This is a genomic window from Nafulsella turpanensis ZLM-10, from assembly GCF_000346615.1.
Taxonomy (GTDB): Bacteria; Bacteroidota; Bacteroidia; order Cytophagales; family Cyclobacteriaceae; genus Nafulsella; species Nafulsella turpanensis.
Genome location: NZ_ANNU01000012.1, coordinates 1 through 21,505 on the forward strand (window position 1 = coordinate 1; position 21,505 = coordinate 21,505).

Annotated in this window: 20 protein-coding genes and 1 tRNA gene; 12 read left to right on the plus strand and 9 right to left on the minus strand. The window is 44.9% G+C overall.

The features are described from left to right. Positions 1 to 112: 112 nt before the first annotated feature. On the minus strand, positions 113 to 979 hold the full coding sequence (locus F752_RS0105765; RefSeq protein WP_017730783.1) for an SDR family oxidoreductase: 867 nt from the start codon (positions 977 to 979) through the stop codon (positions 113 to 115). Between the two features lie 149 nt (positions 980 to 1,128). On the opposite strand from F752_RS0105765, the gene F752_RS0105770 reads away from it, so the two are divergent. Continuing rightward, positions 1,129 to 2,088 (plus strand): OmpA family protein, encoded by a 960-nt coding sequence (locus F752_RS0105770; protein ID WP_017730784.1) that lies wholly within the window; start codon positions 1,129 to 1,131, stop codon positions 2,086 to 2,088. Positions 2,089 to 2,170: 82 nt separating this feature from the next. Here the strand turns inward: F752_RS0105770 and F752_RS0105775 are convergent, their stop codons facing one another. Continuing rightward, positions 2,171 to 3,229, minus strand: coding sequence for an oxidoreductase (locus F752_RS0105775; RefSeq protein WP_017730785.1), 1,059 nt, complete (start codon positions 3,227 to 3,229; stop codon positions 2,171 to 2,173). Positions 3,230 to 3,648: 419 nt separating this feature from the next. Between F752_RS0105775 and F752_RS0105780 the strand changes: the two genes are divergently transcribed. Together F752_RS0105780 and F752_RS0105785 are read left to right on the plus strand one after the other, a co-directional pair. After that, complete coding sequence (locus F752_RS0105780) at positions 3,649 to 4,314, plus strand: OmpA family protein (protein WP_017730787.1); 666 nt, start codon at positions 3,649 to 3,651, stop codon at positions 4,312 to 4,314. A gap of 303 nt (positions 4,315 to 4,617) precedes the next feature. Beyond that, positions 4,618 to 6,018, plus strand: coding sequence for a M28 family metallopeptidase (locus F752_RS0105785; protein ID WP_026135548.1), 1,401 nt, complete (start codon positions 4,618 to 4,620; stop codon positions 6,016 to 6,018). A 98-nt stretch (positions 6,019 to 6,116) separates the two neighbouring features. Here F752_RS0105785 and F752_RS0105790 read toward each other — a convergent pair whose 3' ends face one another. The 3 genes from F752_RS0105790 to F752_RS0105800 all read right to left on the minus strand — a co-directional run bounded on the left by F752_RS0105790 (position 6,117) and on the right by F752_RS0105800 (position 9,810). Beyond that, positions 6,117 to 7,001, minus strand: a complete 885-nt coding sequence (locus F752_RS0105790) for a hypothetical protein (RefSeq protein WP_152425048.1) — start codon at positions 6,999 to 7,001, stop codon at positions 6,117 to 6,119. Positions 7,002 to 7,377: 376 nt separating this feature from the next. Next, the gene (locus F752_RS0105795; protein ID WP_017730790.1) at positions 7,378 to 7,857 is read right to left on the minus strand and encodes a pyridoxamine 5'-phosphate oxidase family protein; all 480 of its coding nucleotides are present in this window, start codon (positions 7,855 to 7,857) and stop codon (positions 7,378 to 7,380) included. Positions 7,858 to 8,124: 267 nt separating this feature from the next. Continuing rightward, complete coding sequence (locus F752_RS0105800; RefSeq protein WP_017730791.1) at positions 8,125 to 9,810, minus strand: long-chain-fatty-acid--CoA ligase; 1,686 nt, start codon at positions 9,808 to 9,810, stop codon at positions 8,125 to 8,127. A 584-nt stretch (positions 9,811 to 10,394) separates the two neighbouring features. On the opposite strand from F752_RS0105800, the gene sufB reads away from it, so the two are divergent. The 9 genes from sufB (at position 10,395) to F752_RS0105855 (ending at position 19,048) form a co-directional block, all read left to right on the plus strand. Continuing rightward, complete coding sequence (gene sufB / locus F752_RS0105810) at positions 10,395 to 11,840, plus strand: Fe-S cluster assembly protein SufB (RefSeq protein ID WP_017730793.1); 1,446 nt, start codon at positions 10,395 to 10,397, stop codon at positions 11,838 to 11,840. A 123-nt stretch (positions 11,841 to 11,963) separates the two neighbouring features. Continuing rightward, positions 11,964 to 12,725, plus strand: a complete 762-nt coding sequence (gene sufC, locus F752_RS0105815) for a Fe-S cluster assembly ATPase SufC (protein ID WP_017730794.1) — start codon at positions 11,964 to 11,966, stop codon at positions 12,723 to 12,725. Between the two features lie 45 nt (positions 12,726 to 12,770). Further along, the gene (gene sufD / locus F752_RS0105820; RefSeq protein WP_017730795.1) at positions 12,771 to 14,099 is read left to right on the plus strand and encodes a Fe-S cluster assembly protein SufD; all 1,329 of its coding nucleotides are present in this window, start codon (positions 12,771 to 12,773) and stop codon (positions 14,097 to 14,099) included. Between the two features lies 1 nt (position 14,100). Next, entirely contained in the window at positions 14,101 to 15,375 is a 1,275-nt protein-coding gene (locus F752_RS0105825) for a SufS family cysteine desulfurase (RefSeq protein ID WP_017730796.1), read from the plus strand. Between the two features lie 3 nt (positions 15,376 to 15,378). After that, the gene (locus F752_RS0105830; RefSeq protein ID WP_017730797.1) at positions 15,379 to 15,816 is read left to right on the plus strand and encodes a SufE family protein; all 438 of its coding nucleotides are present in this window, start codon (positions 15,379 to 15,381) and stop codon (positions 15,814 to 15,816) included. Between the two features lie 82 nt (positions 15,817 to 15,898). After that, on the plus strand, positions 15,899 to 16,234 hold the full coding sequence (locus tag F752_RS0105835; protein ID WP_017730798.1) for a DUF59 domain-containing protein: 336 nt from the start codon (positions 15,899 to 15,901) through the stop codon (positions 16,232 to 16,234). 107 nt (positions 16,235 to 16,341) lie between these two features. Next, positions 16,342 to 16,758 (plus strand): BrxA/BrxB family bacilliredoxin, encoded by a 417-nt coding sequence (locus tag F752_RS0105840; protein WP_017730799.1) that lies wholly within the window; start codon positions 16,342 to 16,344, stop codon positions 16,756 to 16,758. 421 nt (positions 16,759 to 17,179) lie between these two features. Continuing rightward, positions 17,180 to 18,859, plus strand: coding sequence for an amidohydrolase (locus tag F752_RS0105850; RefSeq protein ID WP_017730801.1), 1,680 nt, complete (start codon positions 17,180 to 17,182; stop codon positions 18,857 to 18,859). A 106-nt stretch (positions 18,860 to 18,965) separates the two neighbouring features. Beyond that, a tRNA-Tyr gene (locus F752_RS0105855) sits at positions 18,966 to 19,048 on the plus strand. A 5-nt stretch (positions 19,049 to 19,053) separates the two neighbouring features. Here the strand turns inward: F752_RS0105855 and F752_RS0105860 are convergent. The 4 genes from F752_RS0105860 to infC form a co-directional block, all read right to left on the minus strand. Next, complete coding sequence (locus F752_RS0105860; RefSeq protein ID WP_017730802.1) at positions 19,054 to 20,088, minus strand: PP2C family protein-serine/threonine phosphatase; 1,035 nt, start codon at positions 20,086 to 20,088, stop codon at positions 19,054 to 19,056. 191 nt (positions 20,089 to 20,279) lie between these two features. Next, positions 20,280 to 20,624 carry a 50S ribosomal protein L20 gene (rplT, locus tag F752_RS0105865; RefSeq protein WP_017730803.1) on the minus strand — a complete coding sequence of 115 codons (345 nt, stop codon included), beginning with the start codon at positions 20,622 to 20,624 and terminating at the stop codon, positions 20,280 to 20,282. 92 nt (positions 20,625 to 20,716) lie between these two features. After that, positions 20,717 to 20,911, minus strand: coding sequence for a 50S ribosomal protein L35 (rpmI, locus tag F752_RS0105870; protein WP_017730804.1), 195 nt, complete (start codon positions 20,909 to 20,911; stop codon positions 20,717 to 20,719). A 30-nt stretch (positions 20,912 to 20,941) separates the two neighbouring features. Next, positions 20,942 to 21,496, minus strand: a complete 555-nt coding sequence (infC, locus tag F752_RS0105875; RefSeq protein ID WP_081604520.1) for a translation initiation factor IF-3 — start codon at positions 21,494 to 21,496, stop codon at positions 20,942 to 20,944. Between the last annotated feature and the right edge of the window lie 9 nt (positions 21,497 to 21,505).

Genomic DNA, 21,505 nt, shown 5'->3' on the forward strand with positions numbered 1-21,505 from the left:
ATGGAATGAATTGTTACCACTAAAAATAAAAAGGTCGGAAGAAAAAATCTTCCGACCACTCCTGCCTTAACAGTTAGCCTCTTTCTGCTTCTTCCATTAGGAAAAACCTCTATTATTTCCCCCGCATGTTCTCAAACATATCCCACATTTCCGGCGTCACCATTTCGAGCATATTAAACTCTCCTGCTCCTTTAAGCCACTCCCCTCCATCAATGGTAACCACTTCGCCATTAACATAGGCTGAAAAATCTGATAGTAAGTAAGCTGCCAGGTTCGCCAGCTCCTGGTGCTCTCCTACCCTTTTAAGCGGCACTCTTTTAGCGAGGTCGAACTTCTCTGCCAGCTCACCTGGCAGCAGCCGACTCCAGGCTCCTTCTGTCGGGAATGGTCCCGGGGCAATGGCATTGCTTCTGATGCCATATTTTGCCCACTCCACCGCCAGTGAGCGGGTAAGGGCTAAAACACCTGCTTTGGCACAGGCACTCGGCACAACATAGCCCGAACCGGTCCAGGCATAGGTGGTAACAATATTAAGAATAGTACCCGGCTGCTTTTGCTCAATCCACCGTTTACCCATTGCCAGGGTAAACTGGGAGGTTCCTTTCAGTACAATATCGAGCACAATATTAAAAGCCCTGTGCGAGAGTCGTTCAGTAGGACTGATAAAATTACCTGCTGCATTATTCAATAGGCCATGAACTGGCCCGAATGTATTCTCGGTCTCTTTTATTACCTGCTCAATCTGGTCATATTCACGAACATCGCAGGAAAGTGGCAAAACTTTTCCTCCGGTTTCAGACTCAAGTTCTTTTGCCGTTTCTTTCAGCACATCGAGCTTACGGCTGGTAATAATTACCTGTGCACCCAGCTCTAAGAGGTATTTGCTCATGGAACGACCAAGACCAGTGCCACCCCCGGTAACAATAATATTTTTGCCTTTAAAGCTTCCTTCGCGAAGCATTCCCTCTGTGTGTGTCATGATGATAAATTGAAAAATATAGGTTCTTTAAACTATTATGCATGCCGAGCAACTAATATAAAAATAATTCTTTCCTAATCCTTACACACCCTGTACAAGCCTCAACATTTTTCCTATTTTAGAGGAAAATTAAAGAATCCTTCTCTTTTATGACTTTAAAAAATTTCACCGGGCTTAGTCTCGGCCTTTTCTTACTTGCCTCCGGCAGTGCCTGTGTGTCGCAAAAAAAATATGACCAGTTACTTTCTGAAAAAGTAAGGCTGGAAGCGCAGAAACACGAATCTGAAGAAGCACTGGCAGTAGCCGAAAGCACCATTGAACGACTGGAAACCGCTCTAAAAAACACAAAAGACGAAGCAGACTCTATCCGCCAGGAGCTTAGGGCCAGTACAGAGAACTTAAACGCCAAAACCCAGGCTTATATAGAACTGGAAGAATATTATAATAACCTGGTTAACAGCAGCGGAAAACTAAACAAAGACCTGGCAGAGCAGCAGCAACGACTGCTGAGTGCCCGCGAAGAACTGGAGTTAGCCAGACAGCAAAACCAGGAATTAAGTCTGAACCTGCAGGAAAGGGAAAAAAGAGTTCGGGAGCTGGAACAAATTCTTGAGGAGAAAGAAAAAGCAGTTGCGCAGCTTAAGAAGAGGGTGAGCGATGCACTTCTGAACTTTAAGGAAAATGACCTGACTGTACAGGTGAAAAATGGTAAAGTATATGTATCGCTGGCGGAGCAACTTCTTTTTAAATCTGGCAGTATTGCCGTTGACCCTAAAGGAGTAAATGCGCTCAAGCAACTTGCTGGTGTTCTGAAGGAAAGCCCCGAGATCCAAATTTTAGTAGAGGGCCATACGGATAATGTACCCCTGGGCCGTACTTCCCAGTACATGAAAAATAACTGGGATTTAAGTGTATTGCGCGCTACCTCTATTGTGGATATCCTCACTGATGCAGGAGTGGCTCCTGACAGAGTTACAGCCGCAGGCAGAGGAGAACATTTGCCCCTCACCACAAACGAAACAGCTGAGGGCAGGGCAAAAAACCGCCGGACAGAAATTATCCTTACTCCTAAGCTGGACGAATTATTTGAAATTCTGGAAGGCAATTAAAATTGCCCCTCCTTTTGGTTTAAAGCCCGCTTCTGGCGGGCTTTTTTACTATAAAGTATAGAAAGAAATTGATTTTGGCTCCCTACTCCTCTACAGAAAGTTTTTTGCCCTCGGCGGCGCTTCTAGTAGCCAGTTCCAGCAGTTTCATTACTTCCAGAGCCTGTACAGGTTTTACCACCAGGGGTTCCTCTTTGCGGATATGCTCATACACATTTTGGTAGAAGGCCCCATAATTTCCTGCGAAGGTTTCTATTTTTCCTTTAAAGTCCAATCCATTCAAATGGGTATGGAGAGTGCCCCAATTCCTTTCTTCCTCCCTTCCCCAATCCGATCCAACAGGTTTTAGCCCAGCTCGCAGAGCAGCTTCCTGCGGATCCAGTCCCCATTTAATAAAACCGCCAGCCGTTCCGTTTACCGTAAATCTGGGCCAGGCGATCCGAACAAGTGTGCCTGCATTCAGCTTTACTTTCAGGTGTTCGTAATCCAGCAGAAGCTCAAATGAATCGGCTGTTTTTGCCTCCGGCCGTTGCTGTCGCACATCCGCAAAAACAGCTTTTGGTGTACCAAACAGGCACAGCGCCTGGTCGATAAGATGAGGACCCAAATCATATAAAATACCACTACCTGCCTCTTCTTCTTCTCTCCAGTTGTCCTTTATTCTGGGCCGAAACCTGTGGAAATTCGATTCAAACTCTACCGGTTTACCTATCATTTTTTTATCAAGCAGTTGTTTAACTGTTAAAAAATCACCATCCCAGCGACGGTTATGAAAAACAGTGAGCATTTTCTGCTGTTCCTTCGCAAGTTGAATAAGCCCTTGGGCCTCCTCCAGCGTTACGGTAAAAGGCTTTTCCAGCACCACATGCTTACCGGCTTCCAATGCCTGCCTGGCCATGGAATAATGAAACGTGTTAGGGGTGGTAATAACCACAAGCTCAATTGCGGCATCTTCTAAAACAGCATTAAGCGAGCGGCAAACAGCCACCTCCGGGTATATACTGGCCGAATCTTCCCGATGGCGTTCCACCACTTTCCTCAACCTAAATGTAGGATTTGCTGCAATAAAAGGGGCATGAAAGGCTTTACCGGAAAGACCAAATGCTACAATGGCCGTCTGTATTGCTTGTTTATGGTTACTCATAGAATACAATTTTTCTTCACGACAGGCAATGTTAATTAAAAGACCGCTTCTTAGGAGGCTTCAATATGCCAGGTAAACACTCTCCTGAAAAACATTTTTCTGAGCCGATGGTTCTCTATCCCTGCCCGGTACCAATTATCGTTTCCTTCCGGTAAACTCCGATGTTCGGCATAAAACACCATAACCCATTAACCACCAGTATTCTAATAGTTAGGGCAAAAAACTAAAAGCTTATAATTTATTTTTAATGAACCCATTATATAAATTATTTTTCGTTTCCAAGTAAAAAAAGCAGGCAGAGCATTTAGTCATTAGGGACAAAACAGGTTAAAAACCAATTTTTTTTCCGCCCGTATAATAGCTCATTCATTTTTGGTAAAGTTTTTGTAAAACCCTTTTTAGAACCAACTTTTAATTTTATGAAAGCATTAAAATTTTCAATAATTCTATTATTATGTGCCAGTGTAATGGTATCATGTAAATCCTGGAGCAATACGGCCAAAGGTGCCGCTGCAGGTGGTGCCGGTGGCGCTGCGGTAGGTGCCGGCATTGGTGCATTAGCCGGAAACACTGCTAAAGGTGCCATATTGGGTGCTGTTATTGGTGGTGCAGCGGGTACAGCTATTGGGGTGTATATGGACAAGCAGGCCCGGGAGTTAGATGAAGAGCTTGAAGGCGCTACGGTAGAAAGAGTAGGCGAAGGTATTAAGGTTACTTTCGATAGCGGTATCCTCTTTGGTTTCGACTCTTATAACCTTACTCCCGAAGCGAAAGAAAATATCCGCAACATGGCAGAAACACTGAAGAAGTACGAAGACACCAACATCCTGGTGGAAGGCCATACCGATAATGTTGGTAAAGATGCTTATAACCAGCGCTTATCTGAACAAAGAGCCAATGCTGTTTCAGAATATGCAATCAGTCTTGGCGTAGACCCTGACCGTATTCGTACCCGAGGTTATGGTGAGGAGCAACCTGTGGCTGAAAATGAAAGCGAAGCAGGACGCGCTCAAAACCGACGGGTAGAAGTGGCCATTTTTGCCAATGAAGAACTGAAGGAAAGAGCTGAAGATGGCGAATTGTAGTTTTCGTTTCTGAAAAAATCCTCAACCTTTTAAACAGGAAAGTCAGTCCATATGGGCTGACTTTTTTTATTTCCAACCATTTCAGGAAAAGTGGTGTCTTTTAAATGTTCAGTCCAATATCCTTTTTTCGGCTGAACACATGCTTTCCATCCTTCTAAGCAGCCAGCGGCAATCACGGGTCTCTGGCTGCTTTCATTCTACTTCGACCCTTTCTTCTTTCGCTTTCAGTAAAATTCTTTAAATTTAAAGTTCCGACATTTATTCCGTCTAAAATTAGTCATTAATCAGAATTTAATTTTTAAGATGAAAAGTAAACATTTGTTCTCTCCCCTGCTCGCCTGTATGCTGAGCATTCCCCTGGCCCTACCAGCTCAGACACCTCAAAATCATACAGCCACCCCGGACTGGCAGCCATTTTTACAGGAAATTGCAAACAGCACCTCCCCCGAAAGAATTGAACAGGATATCCGGAAGCTGGTAAGTTTTGGTACCCGCCATACTTTATCTGACACGCTTTCCGATACCAGAGGGATTGGCGCAGCCCGCCGCTGGATTAAGCAGGAATTTGAGAAGATTTCTAAAGAATGCGGCGATTGCCTGGAGGTGTTTTATGTTCGCCATATGGTGGATGGAGAGAATCGTATTCCAAAACCTGTGGAGGTAGTAAGCGTAGTGGCCGTACAACGGGGCAAGACTGACCCAAAGCGGGTAATCATGATGACCGGCGATATTGATTCCAGGGTTTCCGATGTAATGGACTATACCTCAGATTCGCCCGGCGCAAACGATAATGCCACTGGTGTAGCCGGTGCGTTAGAGGCTGCCCGTGTTCTAAGTAAACACCAGTTCGACGGGAGCATCGTATATGCCGCCCTTTCCGGAGAAGAACAAGGTTTATTTGGAGGAGAAGAGCTGGCAAAGTATGCGAAGGCTCATGACTGGCGCGTGGAAGGCGTTCTCAATAATGATATGATTGGCAATATAGAAGGAATTAACGGGGTCATAAACAATACGGTAGCCAGGGTTTTTTCGGAAGGTACGCGCGCCGTGGAAACAGAACGGGAGGCGAGAATTCGCCGCTATACCGGCGGAGAGGTTGATTCTCCTTCGCGGAACCTTGCCCGCTACATTGATGTGATGGCCCACCAGTACTTCCCTAGTCTGGATGTGATGATGATATACCGTCTGGACCGCTTTGGCCGTGGCGGGCATCACCGGCCATTTAATGAAGCAGGTTTCCCGGGTGTAAGAGTAATGGAAGCTTATGAAAACTACAACCGGCAGCACCAGGATTTAAGGACCGAAAACGGTATTGAATATGGCGATGTAATTGAAGGGGTAAACTTCCCCTATGCCGCTAAAATGACGGCACTCAATGCAGTAACCATGGCCGCTATTGCCAAGGCCCCTGCCCCACCGCAAAATGTTACCATAGAGGGAGCCGTGTCGCCCAGTACTACCCTTAAATGGGAGAAAGTATCACCGGAAAAGAATAAGGATATTGCCGGCTATAAAATTTACTGGCGCTTAACCACTTCTCCGGTATGGACCAATAGCGTGTATGTCGGGGATGTAAGCGAACACACACTGGAGAATGTAATTATTGATAATTACTTCTTTGGTGTATCCAGTGTTTCGAAAGACGGCTATGAAAGCCCGGTTGTTTTCCCCGGGCCTGCCGGCTCTTTCGGCGATTACAAATAGTAAGGATAAATGCAAAAAAAGCAGCGACTTCTCAATGAGAGGCCGCTGCTTTTTTTTGTGCTAAGCCGTATAAATAGTTGTTCCGGCCCTAATTAATTTTAATGCTGAATTACCGTAGCTTTATTGCCATAACCATTCTGGTAGATATAGGCAAGGTCGTTGGTACCATACTGGTAAATGTAGGCTTCGTTATCTGTACCATACTGCTCTACCCAGGCCTCATTACCTTCTCCATACTGCTCGGTCCAGGAGTAGTTTCCTACACCACTCTGGAAAACATCTGAAAGAAGGGCAACGCCATCCTGCACCTGGTAAGATTCATTGTAATCATAGTGCTGTACAGCTTTGGCATAGTTATCATTGCCCCACTGGCTTTGCTCGGCCTGGTTGTCCATACCTCTGGCCTGGCTAATTACCATGGCATTGTCTGTACCATCCTGGTACTGAACAGCCAGGTAACCACTACCCCACTGGTTAACGGTCATGCCATTATACATACCATACTGCTCCTGTAAAATACTGCTATTGTTGGTTCTTCCATCCTGGCGGGCATGTACGTTGTTGTAAGTACCATCCTGCTGTTGGTCCACAAAGTTATCGTGGCCTCTCTGGCGGATAAAGGCATCGTTTCCTTTACCTAACTGGTACTGAAAGGCCGTCTGATTGTAGCCTGTCTGGTCAACATTAGCTAGTTGTTCCACACCAAACTGCTTTGTAAATGAAATGTGACCGTCCCCTTCCTGGTAGGTGTTGCCTTCATGGCCAGTTCCATTTTGGTTGATCTCACCATAGCTATCAGCCCCAATCTGGCTGATAACAGCATAGGAAGACGAACCAATTTGTTCAATCAGTGCCTCGCTGGCACCATTTTGCTCGATAAGCCCTTCATGACCTTCTCCATCCTGGTCGATAGTGGACACTGCTTGGGCAGATACAAAAAAGGGCAGCAATAAAGCACCTGCTAATAAGTGTAGCTTTTTCATTGTAAATAAATTTTGGGTTAAAAAATAATCGCTCACTTTAATAATTAACGAGTTTCTAAATTGTTCCTAATATTTTATCAATAATGTCCACTAAACCAACTAAACCAATGATTAACCGCTGTAAATCAGGAGGAAAGCAAAGGCCATTCATTTTAATTTTTTCCTGTTTCCTATCCTACCGTTCATGATATATCATAAAATGATACCCTTCCTTTTGCCGGACCTCAGCCGGTTTTTATTTGCCTTGTTGAATAAAAAAAGAGCAGCCCTTTTTACGGGTTGCTCTGCAAAGGCTTTTACGCCTGATTTTTTTGCTTTTAATAAAAGAAAGGTTCAACTAATAAATCTTCTTAAAAGCGCTCCTTCAAGAGGGTGCCTATCGCAAATTTATCTGCCCATGCTCTCCGGTTTCATACTGCTTTCCTTTCATGATTGCCTTTGCCACATTCAGCATTTGCTCCATTTTACTGGAAGAGGCATTCCAGTATTCAGCAGAATGAGGAATTACTTTTATCAGGGCCAGGTTAGGATCTTCAAGCCCACGCGGGAACCAGGCTTTTAAAATAGGGCTCCAAAGCTTATCTATCACCATTCGGTCTTTTACAATTTCGGCGCTTCCGGAAATTGAAACATACGACTGCTTATTTACATTGGCATAGGCCAAATTTACATTCTCATACATCTCCAGCTCATCCACTTTTTCTGAAAGCTCATTGGTAAAAAACCACAAAGTACCATCTGGATCCATCTTGCGGGTAGACATGGGGCGGCTAAGAATTCGGCCATCAGGCTCAACAGTAGAAAACATACATATTTCAATGTCTTCGATTTTTTCCTTGAGCTTTTCTATAGACATTAGTCTTAAATTAGTATCATTCATAGGGCGTTTGGGGGTTTTAGTTTTACCTTTTTAACCTACTGTCCATCGAATTGTTTTTAAGCTTCAATAATTACTCCTTTCAATGCATTCCATCAGGGAAGTGGAAACAAACTAACCTGTGGCCCCATTAGGGTGAAGGAGCAGTGAAAATAGCCTGCAGCGAAAGGAACTTTCCGGCATTAGCAATAAAAAAAGCCGGATTCCCATCGGAAACCGGCTCTAATAAAACTACTATTTGCTCTTTTACATAGTCTTTTGTTCCCCTTCTTCACGCAGGAGCCTGCGCAGAATTTTACCAACATTGGATTTCGGCAGTTCTTCCCTAAATTCCACCACTTTCGGTACCTTGTAGGCAGTCATGTTTTCGCGGCAGTAGGCGATTAATTCATCCTTCGTTAGGCTCGGATCTTTCTTTACCACACATGCTTTCACCACCTCACTTGACCGTTCGTCAGGTATTCCGATAGCAGCAATTTCAAGCACTTTCGGGTGCATGGCAATAATATCTTCAATCTCATTCGGGTACACATTAAAGCCCGAAACATTTATCATATCTTTCTTGCGGTCCACAATTTTAAAGTAACCGTCGGCCTGCATAATGCCCATATCGCCGGTCCGGAACCACTCTTTATGAAAGAATGCATTTTCAGAATCTTCGGGACGATTCCAGTAGCCCTGCATCACCTGTGGGCCACGGGCGCAAATTTCGCCAACCTCACCTACTCCCATCTTATTTCCCTCTTCATCGAAAATAGCCATTTCTGTATTTGGCACCGGCAAACCAATCGTTCCCTGGTTTTCGCGCCCATCCAGCGGGTTTACACTTAGCACCGGGGAGGTTTCGCTTAGCCCGTAACCTTCTACCAGGGAAATACCTGTTACTTTTTTCCATTTTTCAGCAACAGCCTTTTGTACGGCCATGCCACCACCAATGGCCGTTTTTAAATGACTGAAATCTACTGATGAAAAATCTGGTTGGTTGAGGAGCCCATTGTAAAGGGTATTTACCCCGGTTATAAGAGTAAAGGGGAATTTCTTCAGATCCTTGAGGAAGGCCTTCATATCTCTCGGGTTCGTTACCAGTATATTACGGGCACCGATGTGCGTCATAAATATCCCATTTACCGCAAGCGCGAAAATATGGTAAAGCGGAATAGCCGTAATCATAATTTCCTGTTTTCCTTTTTCGAGCAATGGTTTAAACCATTCAGTTATCTGGAGGGTATGAGCAACGACATTCCTGTGGCTCAGCATCGCCCCTTTGGCCACCCCTGTTGTGCCGCCGGTATATTGCAGAAAAGCCAAATCTTCCGGTTTTATCTCAGGCTTATCGAAAATGTACTTTTTACCTTTCGAGAGTACTTCTTTAAATGGAATGGCTTTTGGCAGCTTGTAGTCAGGCACCATCTTCTTCACTTTTTTCACTACAAAATTGACCAGACTGCCCTTTAAACCACCCAGCATATCGCCCAAATCAGTCACCACCACATGCTGAATATCAGTTTCAGGTAACACCTCTTCCAGGTGGTGAGCAAACATACTCATAATAACCACTGCCTTTACCCCGGCATCTTTAAACTGATGCTTCATTTCACGGGGTGTATATAACGGATTTGTATTTACAACAACTAATCCGGCTCTTAAAGCACCAAACATGGCTACCGGGTACTGCAGGCAGTTGGGCATTTGAATGGCAATTCGGTCGCCTTTCTTCAATCCCATACCTTTCTGGAGATAAGCGGCAAAAGCCCGGGAGGCTTCATCGATCTCTTTGTAAGTATACGTTTTACCCATATTGTCAAAGGCTTTCAGATCAGCATATTTCCTGAAGGCCTGATCGAGCATATCAACCAGAGAAGAATACTGGCTGTAATCTACCGTAGAAGCGACTCCTTGCGGGTATTCTTTTACCCAGGGAAAATTTTCCATATCCAGAATTTAAATATTATGCATGCAGATGAATAGTAGGTAGCAAAATAAGAGAAAAAATGAATTTTACCGATTGCAGACCTTAAAATATAAAAATTTTATTTGCCTCCATATTTCAAATACAAAATTCTTCCCCCTTCTGTTTTAACAAAAAAGCTTGCCCTCCTTAAAAGGTTTGCTTTCCTTCTCATGCAAACTAAAATAACTGAGAGCCTGTGGGCACTCCTCTTTCAAGCAGATCCTAAACAGCCTCTTAAGAGAAGATGGCCGTTCTCTGCTGTTAAAAAACATAAAAGTAATTTCACCCGGTAATTTATAGCACGACAAGCGCAAAAAAGAAGGCTGGCCCAAAACGAGGCTGCTCCGGGTTTGGAAAGGAAGGCTTTAAGGGCTATTTTTGTGGAATATTTACATCTACTAAATTAAACGAAAGCATTGTAAATCAGGGAGATAACCCACTTTTAAAACTACACAAATAGTTGCCAAAGGCGTAATTATCATTTTATTACTTAAAGGGAACATATATTTTTAAATTATGTTATACCTTTGAAAGGTTATTTAGAATTAATCCAAACAAGATATATATGAGCAAAGACACCGAAATTCTTGATGAACTAACCAGCTCGGAATACAAGTATGGTTGGGAAAGCAAGTTCGAAGCGGAGTCGGCTCCTAAGGGGCTGAATGAGGATACAGTTCGGTTTATTTCTGCTAAGAAAAATGAGCCGGAGTGGTTACTGGAGTGGCGCCTGAAGGCCTACCGCCACTGGCTCACGCTCACTGAACCAAAATGGCCCAATGTAAAGTATCCTGAAGTTGACTTCCAGGATGCCATCTATTACTCGGCCCCAAAACAAAAAGCAAAACCAAAAAGCCTGGATGAGGTAGATCCGGAGCTACGCGATACTTTTAAAAAGCTGGGTATTTCGCTGGAAGAGCAAAAGCGCCTGACAGGGGTAGCCGTCGATGCCGTAATTGACTCTGTATCGGTAGCCACTACCTTTAAAGAAAAGCTGGGCGAGCTTGGCATCATATTCTGTTCCTTCAGCGAGGCGGTACAGGAACACCCTGAGCTGGTAAAGAAATACCTCGGTTCGGTTGTGCCGATTACCGATAACTTTTATGCAACCCTGAATTCAGCCGTTTTCAGCGACGGCTCATTCTGCTATATTCCTAAGGGTGTACGTTGCCCAATGGAATTGTCGACCTACTTCCGTATCAATGCCGCTAACACCGGGCAGTTCGAGCGGACGCTAATTATTGCCGACGAAGGTTCCTATGTGAGCTACCTGGAAGGTTGTACCGCACCAATGCGGGCCGAAAACCAGATGCACGCGGCGGTAGTAGAAATTTATGCCGCTAAGAATGCAGAAGTAAAATACTCTACTGTACAAAACTGGTATCCTGGCGATAAGCAGGGCCGAGGTGGTATCTATAACTTTGTAACCAAGCGTGGTATTTGCGCCGGCGATAATTCAAAAATCAGCTGGACGCAGGTAGAAACAGGGTCGGCCATTACCTGGAAATACCCCAGCTGTATTCTGAAGGGTGATAATTCTGTTGGTGAATTTTACTCTGTGGCGGTAACAAACAACTACCAGCAGGCCGATACCGGAACCAAAATGATTCATATCGGAAAAAACACCCGCAGCCGGATTGTTTCCAAGGGTGTATCTGCCGGTAAGAGCCAGAACAGCTATCGTGGGCTGGTGAAGATTATGAAACGTGCCGAAGGTGCCCGTAACTTCTCTCAGTGTGACTCCCTGCTTATGGGCGATAAATGTGGCGCACATACATTCCCTTATATCGAAATTGAAAACAGCACGGGTAAGGTGGAGCACGAAGCGACCACTTCTAAAATTGGCGAAGACCAGATTTTCTACTGTAACCAGCGTGGTATAAATACAGAAGATGCCGTAGCCCTGATTGTAAACGGTTACTGCAAGGAAGTTTTAAACCAGCTCCCGATGGAGTTTGCGGTAGAAGCCCAGAAGTTACTGGCATTGACACTTGAAGGAAGCGTAGGTTAAGCATTTATTATCATTTTTAATTGCTGAACCATGCCATCTAAAAGTGCATGGTTCAGCCATGTAAAAGGGGCTTCCCCATTATTTATATAAGAATTATCATAAGCTATTTAAGCACCACCCGATATGTTAAGCATCAATAATTTACAGGCTTCTATAAACGGCGAACCCATCCTGAAAGGTATCAACCTCGAAGTAAAGGCTGGCGAAGTGCACGCCATTATGGGTCCTAACGGCTCCGGAAAAAGTACCCTTGCCTCTGTTCTGGCCGGCCGTGAAGAATATGAAGTTACTGGCGGAACCGCCACTTTTAAGGGAAAAGACCTGCTGGATTTGGCACCGGAAGACCGTGCCCGTGAAGGCGTTTTCCTCGCCTTCCAGTATCCTATCGAAATTCCCGGTGTAAGCTCCACCAACTTCCTTAAAACTGCCATTAACCAGGTGCGGGAATACCGCGGACAGGCTCCGCTCGATGCCGTTTCTTTCCTTAAAATTGTTAAAGAGAAGATGAAGCTGGTGGAAATTGACCAGTCCCTCCTGAACCGTTCACTGAACGAAGGCTTTTCCGGCGGTGAAAAGAAGCGTAATGAAATTTTCCAGATGGCGATGCTGGAGCCAACACTTTCCATTCTGGATGAAACCGACTCCGGACTGGATATTGATGCCCTTCGCATCGTCGCCAATGGCGTAAATAAGCTAAAAAGACCAGATAATGCTACCATTGTGGTTACGCACTACCAGCGTCTGCTCGACTATATTGTGCCGGATTTTGTACACGTACTGTACAAAGGGCGCATCGTTAAATCAGGCACCAAAGAGCTGGCCCTTGAGCTGGAAGAAAGAGGCTATGACTGGATTAAGGAAGAGGCCGATAACATAAAGGCCTAATAAACTTTTTCCATTTTTTTCACTACAGCCAACGACTATTGTACCATGAGTACTACTACCGATATTAAAAGCAGTTTTATCAGCCAATACAGGGAGTTTGAAAAAAGCCTGAATGGCAGCGCAAAAGGCCCTCTGCACCAGTTGCGGAAAGAAGCCATGGGTATTTTCGAGGAAACTGGTTTTCCGCATGCCAAAAACGAAGAGTATAAATATAGCAATATTGGCAAAGCATTGGAGAAGCAGCTTGCAGGGCAGGCTATCACCCAGGCCTCTTCGCTGGATGCTGCCGGTGTTCAGCCGTTCCTTTTTGATGAGCTTGAAGCCAATCAACTGGTTTTCATCAACGGGCAGTATCGTCCGGAGCTGAGCAGCCTTATCAGCAATAATTCCGAAGTGGTTATTAAAGAGCTAAGTGAGGCATATCAGGAGCAGCCAGAGCTGGTGGCAAACGCCCTCAGTAAAGAGGCTAATCCGGCGACCGATGCTTTCCTTGCCCTTAATACGGCCTTTGTGCAGCATGGCATCTTTTTACATGTGCCAGACAAAGCAGTGGTTTCTCAGCCTATTGTGCTTCATTTTATTTCCGACAGCAGCAGGGGAACGACCACCAGCCAGCCACGAAACCTTTTCCTGATTGGCAAAAGCGCTCAAATCAGCGTTGTAGAGGCATTCCATTCTGTAGGGGAGCAAAGCAGCTTTACCAATATTGTAACCACCATTGATGTTAAAGAAAACGCACAGGTCGATTATTTCAAACTACAGACTGAACAGGATAATAGCCTGCAGGTAAATACTACCCAGGTACAGCAAGAGGCAAACAGCCGCTTTACCGCCACTACCATTACCCTTGGCGGTGGACTGGTGCGAAACAACCTTAACATTGCCCAGAATGCTTCGAATATTGAGTCAAATATGTTTGGGCTTTACTTCCTGCACGGAAAGCAGCATGTAGATAACCATACGGTCGTTGACCACCGCAAACCTCACTGCCAGAGCAACGAATTATATAAAGGCATTATGGATGATGCCTCCACCGGTGTTTTCAATGGTAAAATATTCGTAAGGCAGGAAGCCCAGAAGACCAATGCCTTCCAGTCTAACAAAAACATTCTGCTTTCCGACAATGCCACTATCAATACCAAGCCTCAGCTGGAGATTTGGGCCGATGATGTAAAGTGTTCACACGGAGCCACTACAGGCCAGATTGATGAGGAGCAGGTGTTTTATCTTCGTGCCCGAGGCATTAGCGAAGAAAGCGCCCGGGCCATGTTACTATATGCCTTTGCGGCCGATATTATTGACCAGATAAGTATTGAGCCTCTGAAGGCGCGTTTCCTGAAATTCCTTTCAGATAAGCTTCAAACCCAGATATAAAATGAATAATAATACCAGCGAACATACCATCACCAGTTCAGGAACAGCCGGCTCTCCGGCTCTGGACATTGACAAAATCAGGGAGCTCTTCCCTGTGTTGCATCAGGAGGTAAACGGGCAGTCGCTGGTTTACTTCGATAATGCAGCCACTACGCAAAAGCCAAAGCCTGTATTAGACGCCCTTCATGACTATTATACCAGCATGAATGCGAATATACACCGGGGCGTACATACGCTGGCCGACCGGGCAACGGCTGCCTTTGAAGCCACACGCGAAAGCATTCGTCGCTTTATTAATGCTGCGGAAAAAGAAGAAATTATCTTTACCAAGGGGACTACTGATGGTCTTAACCTAATTGCTGCAACCTGGGGCCGGGCTAACATTCAGCAGGGCGATGAAATTATAATTTCAGCACTGGAGCATCACAGCAATATTGTTCCATGGCAAATGCTTTGCCAGGAAAAAGGTGCTACCCTAAAGGTTATTCCGATAGATGGGAATGGAGATATTCGGTTGGAGGAATTCGAAAAGCTCCTGACGAATAAAACAAAGTTAATTTCTATTGTCCATGCGTCCAATGCTTTGGGCACCATCAATCCTATTGAAGCAGTAATTAAAAAAGGTCATGAGGCAGGTGCCGTAGTGGTAATTGACGGGGCCCAGGCCAGTGCCCACATCACTCTGGATGTACAGGCGTTGGATTGCGACTTTTATGTATTCTCCGGCCATAAAATGTATGCGCCAACCGGCACGGGCATAGTGTATGGCAAACGCAGTTTGCTCGAAGCAATGCCACCTTACCAGGGCGGTGGGGAAATGATTAAAGAGGTTACTTTCGAAAAAACGACCTACAATGTAATTCCCTATAAATTCGAAGCCGGCACCCCAAATATTGCCGATATTGTGGCTTTTCGACATGGGGTGGAATTTATTGAAATGTTAGGCAGGAAAAAAATTGCCGAATATGAGGAGCAGCTCCTCTCCTATGCAAAAGAAAAGCTTTCAGAAGTGCCCGGGCTACGCTTTATTGGTACTGCCAAAAGGAAAGTAAGTGTTGTTTCCTTTGCGATAGAAGGTGTACATCATTTTGATGTAGGCATGATGCTCGATGCCAAAGGTATTGCGGTAAGAACCGGCCACCACTGTACCCAGCCTCTGATGCGGATGTTAGGTATTGAAGGAACAGTTCGGGCTTCCTTCTCTGTTTATAACACGACGGCTGAAATTGACCGCTTAGCCGAAGGTTTGAAGGGTATTGTAAAAATGATGAGATAGTGCATGAATAAGGCTTCCATAAACGAAATACAGGACGAAATAATAGAAGAGTTCAGCCTTTTTGAAGGGGATCAACATGCCAAGCTCGAATATATTTTCGACCTCAGCAAGCAGCTGCCCGATTTGCCTGAAGAGCATAAAAAGGAAGAAAACCTGATAAAAGGCTGCCAAAGTAAAGTGTGGCTCATTTCAGAACGAGAAGGTGATATTCTTTTTTACAAGGCCGATAGCAATACTGCCATTACCAAAGGGCTTATTTCTTTGCTCATTAGGGTATTATCGGGCCAGAAGATGGAAGATATTGCCAGGGCAGATCTTTACTTTATCCCGGAAATTGGTATGAGCCAGTTTATTGGCTCTCAGCGGTCCAATGGCTTTGCCAATATGGTAAGTAAAATGAAGCTCGATGCAGCCGTGGCCTATAAAGAGTTGCAAAATTAAATAATAAAATCAGGGATTGCCTGGCTTGCCAAGTAATTACTTAAAAATAAGTAATAAACCCTATTAAAAAAACAATACAACTATGGCAGAAGAAGAAAATAAGGAACAGTCTGGGGATTCTCTTCGCGATAAGGTGCTGAACGCCATAAAAAGGGTATATGATCCTGAGATTCCGGTAGATGTATATGAACTGGGACTGATCTATGAAATCAGCGTGTATCCTGTTAATAATGTTTATGTACTAATGACGCTCACTTCGCCGGCCTGCCCCAGTGCAGAACAAATTCCCGGAGAGGTAGAAAGAAATATCAAGGAAATTGAAGGCGTAAATGATGTAAAAGTCGAGCTGACCTTTGATCCACCTTATACGCAGGATATGATGTCCGAAGCCGCCAAGCTTGAGCTAGGCTTTTTATAAGATAATTATGAGTCTTTAGTCATGAGCTCCGGAGTAATTTCACCCCAATCTCTGGCTCTGGATTCCTGGTTAAATAAATTAAATTTTCAATTTAGTACTTTAAAAATATGTATCCAGAAGAATTAGTAGCGCCTATGCGCACCGATCTGACCTCAGTAGGTTTTCAGGAACTAAGGTCTGCCGAGGAAGTAGAAAATATCTTAAATGAAGAGCAGGGTACTACTCTTTTAGTAATTAACTCTGTTTGTGGCTGTGCAGCAGGCTCTGCACGCCCTGGCGTAAAAATGGCGGTTAATAACAGTGCCAAGAAGCCTGGTAAACTCGCCACCGTATTTGCCGGTGTAGATAAAGAAGCCGTTGCCAAGGCAAGGGAATATACCATGCCTTATCCTCCTTCTTCTCCATCTATTGCCCTGTTCAAAAATGGTGAACTGGTGCATTTTGTAGAACGCCATCATATAGAAGGCCGCTCTGCAGATATGATTGCCAACCACCTTGTACAGGTTTTCCAGGAGTATTGTTAATCATTCATTCCTGAGATAAAGGAGCCTGTAAAGGCCTTTACAGAAGCTTGAAGCTGTCCAGAAATGGGCAGCTTTTTTTTTGGAATGGAAAAAAAGATTTGAAAGATGAAAGAAATGTTTTCCAATTTCAAGCAGAATCCACAATTAGAACTAATCGTTCCTTCCTAACTCTTACCCCACCTCACCTTTTCGTACTTTTACTTTTCAGCTAACTACAGTTCAGCAACTGCACCAGCAGCTTAGCTTTCCGCATGCGGCTGCACTGAGGTTTAAGGTGTTAGCAGTGCAGGCTCACCTTTCTGTGGTAAGTATGAAGTTCGTCTGCTCCCGTTCGCTGTTCAAGCCAGAGAGCCTTTTCTTTATGCAGTCTTTTTCATGATTCCTTTGTAATTTGGAGCCTGATCAAAAGTAAAAATTGAAAATGAAAAGAAATGTTCTCTCCGGCCTTTTAGCAGGAACTCTCCTTGGCAGCAGCATTCTTAGTGGCTGCGGAAGCGATAAAGAAACCGTCGATTATATTATTACCAATGCAAAAATCTATACGGTAGACAGCCTCTTTAGCAGGGCAGAGGCACTGGCTGTAAAAGATGGCCGCTTTGTGGAAGTAGGACAGGCTAATACCCTACTGGAACTTTATGAGACAGATAGTCTTGTCGACCTGGAGGGTGCTGCGGTTTACCCTGGCCTTATCGATGCACATGCACATTTTTACCGTTATGGCCTTGGCCTTACGGAAGCCGACCTTACCGGCACTACCTCCTTTGCAGAGGTGCTGGAACGACTGAAGGCCCATCGCGAAGAATATCCTGAGTCACCCTGGATCATTGGCCGGGGCTGGGACCAGAACGACTGGGACAACAAAGCTTTCCCCACCAGGAAAGAACTGGACGAGCTGTATCCTGAAACTCCTGTTCTCCTGACACGGGTCGACGGGCATGCAGCACTGGTTAACCAGAGGGCACTGGAGTTAGCTGGTATTGATGCAGGCACCAGCATTTTAGGCGGCAAAGTAATAGTGGAAGCCGGAAAGCCTACCGGTGTTTTGGTTGATAACGCTATTGACCTGGTGAGCCACCATATTCCTGAACCTAACCGAAAACAGCAAATACAGACTCTCCTGCAGGCGCAGGAAAACACCTTTGCCGTAGGCCTCACTACCGTAGACGATGCAGGACTGGAGAAAGCCACCGTCGACCTGATAGACTCCCTGCAGAAGGCTGGAGCGCTTAAAATGCGTGTGTATGCCATGCTCAACCCAAGCGAAACCAACAAAGCATATTATTTTGAAAATGGTCCCTATGTAACAGACCATCTTAGTGTTACTTCTTTTAAGGTATATGGTGATGGTGCCCTTGGCAGTCGCGGAGCCAACCTGCTGGAGCCGTACCACGACGATCCGAAAAATTATGGATTCCTGCTTCGTACCCCTGAGGCCTATGCTGCGCTGGCAGAAGAGATTCATGCCAACGATTTTCAGATGAATACCCATGCCATCGGCGATTCGGCCAACAGAACACTCCTGAACATTTACAGCAAGGTGCTTGAAAAGGATAATGACCGCCGCTGGCGCATTGAACATGCCCAGGTCGTAGCTCCGGTTGATTTGGATATCTTCGGTGAGTACAACATTATTCCATCCGTACAGCCTACCCATGCCACTTCGGACATGTACTGGGCGGCAGATAGGTTAGGTGATGAGCGCGTAAAGACTGCCTACACCTACCAGGATTTATTAGAGGCAACAGGCATGCTTGCATTGGGGAGCGACTTCCCGGTGGAGCATATCAACCCTCTTTATGGGTTCCATTCCGCGGTAGCCCGTAAAGATGCCGAAGGTTTTCCTGAAGGTGGCTTCCAGCCCGAAAATAAAATAAGCCGTGAAGATGCCCTTAGAGGAATGACGATTTGGGCCGCTTATTCAAATTTTGAGGAAGATATAAAAGGCAGCATTGAAGCAGGTAAGCTGGCAGACTTTGTAGTGCTTGAAAAGGATATAATGGAGGCACCCGAAGAGGAATTACGGGATATAAAAGTCCGCTTTACAGTGATTGGAGGGGAGAAGGTATTCGCAGCTCCTGACCCTGGAAACACAAACAACTGACTCCTAAATCATTAAGAATTTATTCTTAAATTTTCGCATGATGGGTTTGCTCCTTTATTGAAAAAGCATAGTTTTGCAATCGCTTTAAGACAAAGAAGCAAGCTTTGGGGGGATACCAAAGCGGCCAACTGGGACGGACTGTAAATCCGTTGTCTTACGACTTCGCAGGTTCGAATCCTGCTCCCCCCACTCCCCTACTTCCGCCTGATTACGATCAGGCTTACATCATCTCTAAAACCTTTTTCCCCTCTCCAGCCTTCTCCTGCTTCCATCAAGCCACGGATTATTTTACCGGCTCCCAGGGGGGCCAGGAGCTCAAATGTGTTTTTTACTGCCTCAAATCCATATAGTTCTCCTTCTTTATTCTGTGCTTCGGCAAGTCCGTCTGTCATTAATAACAGCACATCTCCACTGTGCATCCTGAAATACTTTCTGTTTCCTTTTTGATTCTTTGCCACGCTTAAAAACATGCCTTTCAAACTGTGCTGCTGTACTTTTCCCCCCTGTGCTTCTGATTGGTAGTAGAGTACCGGCGGCATACCAGAACTTACCATCTCAATCAAGTCTCCATCAATTTTTAATAGGGACAAGCCCATATAAAGTCCTCTGGCATTCAGGCTCAAAATTGCCTCCGATATTTTCTGCAGGATATCCTCGGCCTTACTTTTTCCGCTGAGTGTCTGGAAATAGCTTTTGGCCGTAGCAACAAGTATCCCGGGCTTATAACCATGCCCGGTAGCATCTCCCAGCACTATATGGAGGTTCTTTCCAGCCTCCTCAAAGCTGTAGTCGTAATAATCACCTCCTACTTCCGTGGCAGGCCTGGAGAAAAGGGCAATTTCATAGCCGGGGTAAAAAGGAGTTTGCCGGGGAAGCATAGATAATTGTAACTGCTGAGCCTCCCAGAGCTCTTCTGTCTTTCGGAAATTATCTTTCTCTACCAGAAGTAAGGCTTCTTCCAGCTTTTCCTTTTGCTGCTCCAGCTCCTTACGGGTTTGTTTTAGCTCCGCTACCAGCTGATTGAGCTTTTCAAGTTCAGACGAAATTGCCGTCTCGCCATCTGGTAAACCCATTGAAAAAGCCTGCTTCAACTCCTCACCAGTGGCTACGGGAGGATTAGGCAGAAAGTGGGCGAACATGCCTCTCACCTTTAGAAGAATCAAAATGGTAAGCACCACCAGCACTCCACATAAGCCTACTACAATAAAAACATCTTCCTGAGCATACATAGAAGTGAATAGTGGTTAATCTGAAAAAGTCATGTAAACTTACCAGCCTGTGTAAGAGCATTAAATCTCGGCAAAAGAAAAATTATTAGGCTGAATATCATGAAAAATAGAAGAAGTAACAAATGCGGCATAAAAAAAGCCTCGTCTGCAACAGACGAGGCTTCTATATGATCATCGAAATAATCTCTTATTTATTTAAGCTTGCCGGCAATCGCAGCAAAAGCTTCCGGGTGGTTCATGGCAAGGTCGGCCAGTACTTTTCTGTTAAGCGTAATATTGGCATCCTTAACTTTACCCATAAACTGGGAGTAAGACATTCCGTTGAGGCGTGCACCTGCATTAATACGCTGGATCCACAATTTACGGTACTCACGTTTCTTTTGTTTACGGTCACGATAAGCATACTGCATACCGCGCTCCACAGCGTTTTTCGCTACGGTCCAAACGTTCTTACGACGGCCCCAATATCCTTTGGCGGCTTTCAGAACCTTTTTTCTTCTTGCCCTTGAGGCAACATGGTTTACTGATCTTGGCATTGTTTTTTCTTTTTGACGTTCGGCATCTCCATGAGATCTTGCGTGCGTTTAAGCAACCAAAAATCCGGTGAATTTAAATTACCTTAAATGAATTAAATGTTGAGCATGTCTTTTACACGGCCTTCATCAGACTTGTGCACAAGGCCCATGTGAGTAAGGTTACGCTTCTGCTTGGTTTCCTTTTTTGTAAGGATGTGGCTCTTAAAAGCGTGCTTACGCTTAATTTTGCCGGTACCAGTCAGCTTGAACCTTTTCTTTGCTCCAGATTTGGTTTTTACTTTAGGCATTATTACAGGGTTTATGAAAAATAATAATTGCTACTTTTTAGGGCCGTTTTTAGGTGACAGCATCACCGTCATCCGCTTTCCTTCCAGTTTTGGAAGCTGATCTACCTTTGCCAGGTCTTCGAGGGCCTGGGCAAACTTCAGAAGCAGAATTTCGCCACGTTCTTTAAAGACAATCGTGCGCCCAACAAAATGCACGTAAGCTTTCACTTTTGCTCCATCTTTCAGGAAGCCCTTGGCGTGATTTAGCTTAAACTCAAAGTCATGGTCGTCGGTATTTGGGCCGAAACGAATTTCTTTAATAACAGTTTTCTGAGCTTTGGCTTTAATCTCTTTTTGCTTCTTCTTTTGCTCGTACTTAAATTTCGAATAGTCGATAATTTTACACACAGGCGGATCGGCCTTGGGAGAAATTTCTACCAAATCCAGTCCCTGTGCTTCGGCCATTTCCAAAGCTTTACGGGTAGGGTACACTCCTACTTCCACATTCTCACCAACCACTCTAACCTCAGGTACTCGTATTCTATCGTTGACTCTATAGGGTTCTTCTACGCGCCCTCTAAAGTTACTTCTGCTGGGTCTTCTAATTTTTACCTC

Excerpts from the sequence above, each read along its gene's own strand:
- sufD (WP_017730795.1), top strand. The coding sequence starts at position 12,771 with ATGAGTACTACTACCGATATTAAAAGCAGTTTTATCAGCCAATACAGG.
- F752_RS0105780 (WP_017730787.1), top strand. The coding sequence starts at position 3,649 with ATGAAAGCATTAAAATTTTCAATAATTCTATTATTATGTGCCAGTGTA.
- F752_RS0105765 (WP_017730783.1), bottom strand. The coding sequence starts at position 979 with ATGACACACACAGAGGGAATGCTTCGCGAAGGAAGCTTTAAAGGCAAA.
- F752_RS0105775 (WP_017730785.1), bottom strand. The coding sequence starts at position 3,229 with ATGAGTAACCATAAACAAGCAATACAGACGGCCATTGTAGCATTTGGT.
- sufC (WP_017730794.1), top strand. The coding sequence starts at position 11,964 with ATGTTAAGCATCAATAATTTACAGGCTTCTATAAACGGCGAACCCATC.
- F752_RS0105860 (WP_017730802.1), bottom strand. The coding sequence starts at position 20,088 with ATGTATGCTCAGGAAGATGTTTTTATTGTAGTAGGCTTATGTGGAGTG.
- F752_RS0105790 (WP_152425048.1), bottom strand. The coding sequence starts at position 7,001 with ATGAAAAAGCTACACTTATTAGCAGGTGCTTTATTGCTGCCCTTTTTT.
- F752_RS0105840 (WP_017730799.1), top strand. The coding sequence starts at position 16,342 with ATGTATCCAGAAGAATTAGTAGCGCCTATGCGCACCGATCTGACCTCA.
- sufB (WP_017730793.1), top strand. The coding sequence starts at position 10,395 with ATGAGCAAAGACACCGAAATTCTTGATGAACTAACCAGCTCGGAATAC.
- rplT (WP_017730803.1), bottom strand. The coding sequence starts at position 20,624 with ATGCCAAGATCAGTAAACCATGTTGCCTCAAGGGCAAGAAGAAAAAAG.
- F752_RS0105825 (WP_017730796.1), top strand. The coding sequence starts at position 14,101 with ATGAATAATAATACCAGCGAACATACCATCACCAGTTCAGGAACAGCC.
- F752_RS0105830 (WP_017730797.1), top strand. The coding sequence starts at position 15,379 with ATGAATAAGGCTTCCATAAACGAAATACAGGACGAAATAATAGAAGAG.
- F752_RS0105850 (WP_017730801.1), top strand. The coding sequence starts at position 17,180 with ATGAAAAGAAATGTTCTCTCCGGCCTTTTAGCAGGAACTCTCCTTGGC.
- F752_RS0105795 (WP_017730790.1), bottom strand. The coding sequence starts at position 7,857 with ATGTCTATAGAAAAGCTCAAGGAAAAAATCGAAGACATTGAAATATGT.
- F752_RS0105770 (WP_017730784.1), top strand. The coding sequence starts at position 1,129 with ATGACTTTAAAAAATTTCACCGGGCTTAGTCTCGGCCTTTTCTTACTT.
- F752_RS0105785 (WP_026135548.1), top strand. The coding sequence starts at position 4,618 with ATGAAAAGTAAACATTTGTTCTCTCCCCTGCTCGCCTGTATGCTGAGC.
- rpmI (WP_017730804.1), bottom strand. The coding sequence starts at position 20,911 with ATGCCTAAAGTAAAAACCAAATCTGGAGCAAAGAAAAGGTTCAAGCTG.
- F752_RS0105835 (WP_017730798.1), top strand. The coding sequence starts at position 15,899 with ATGGCAGAAGAAGAAAATAAGGAACAGTCTGGGGATTCTCTTCGCGAT.
- F752_RS0105800 (WP_017730791.1), bottom strand. The coding sequence starts at position 9,810 with ATGGAAAATTTTCCCTGGGTAAAAGAATACCCGCAAGGAGTCGCTTCT.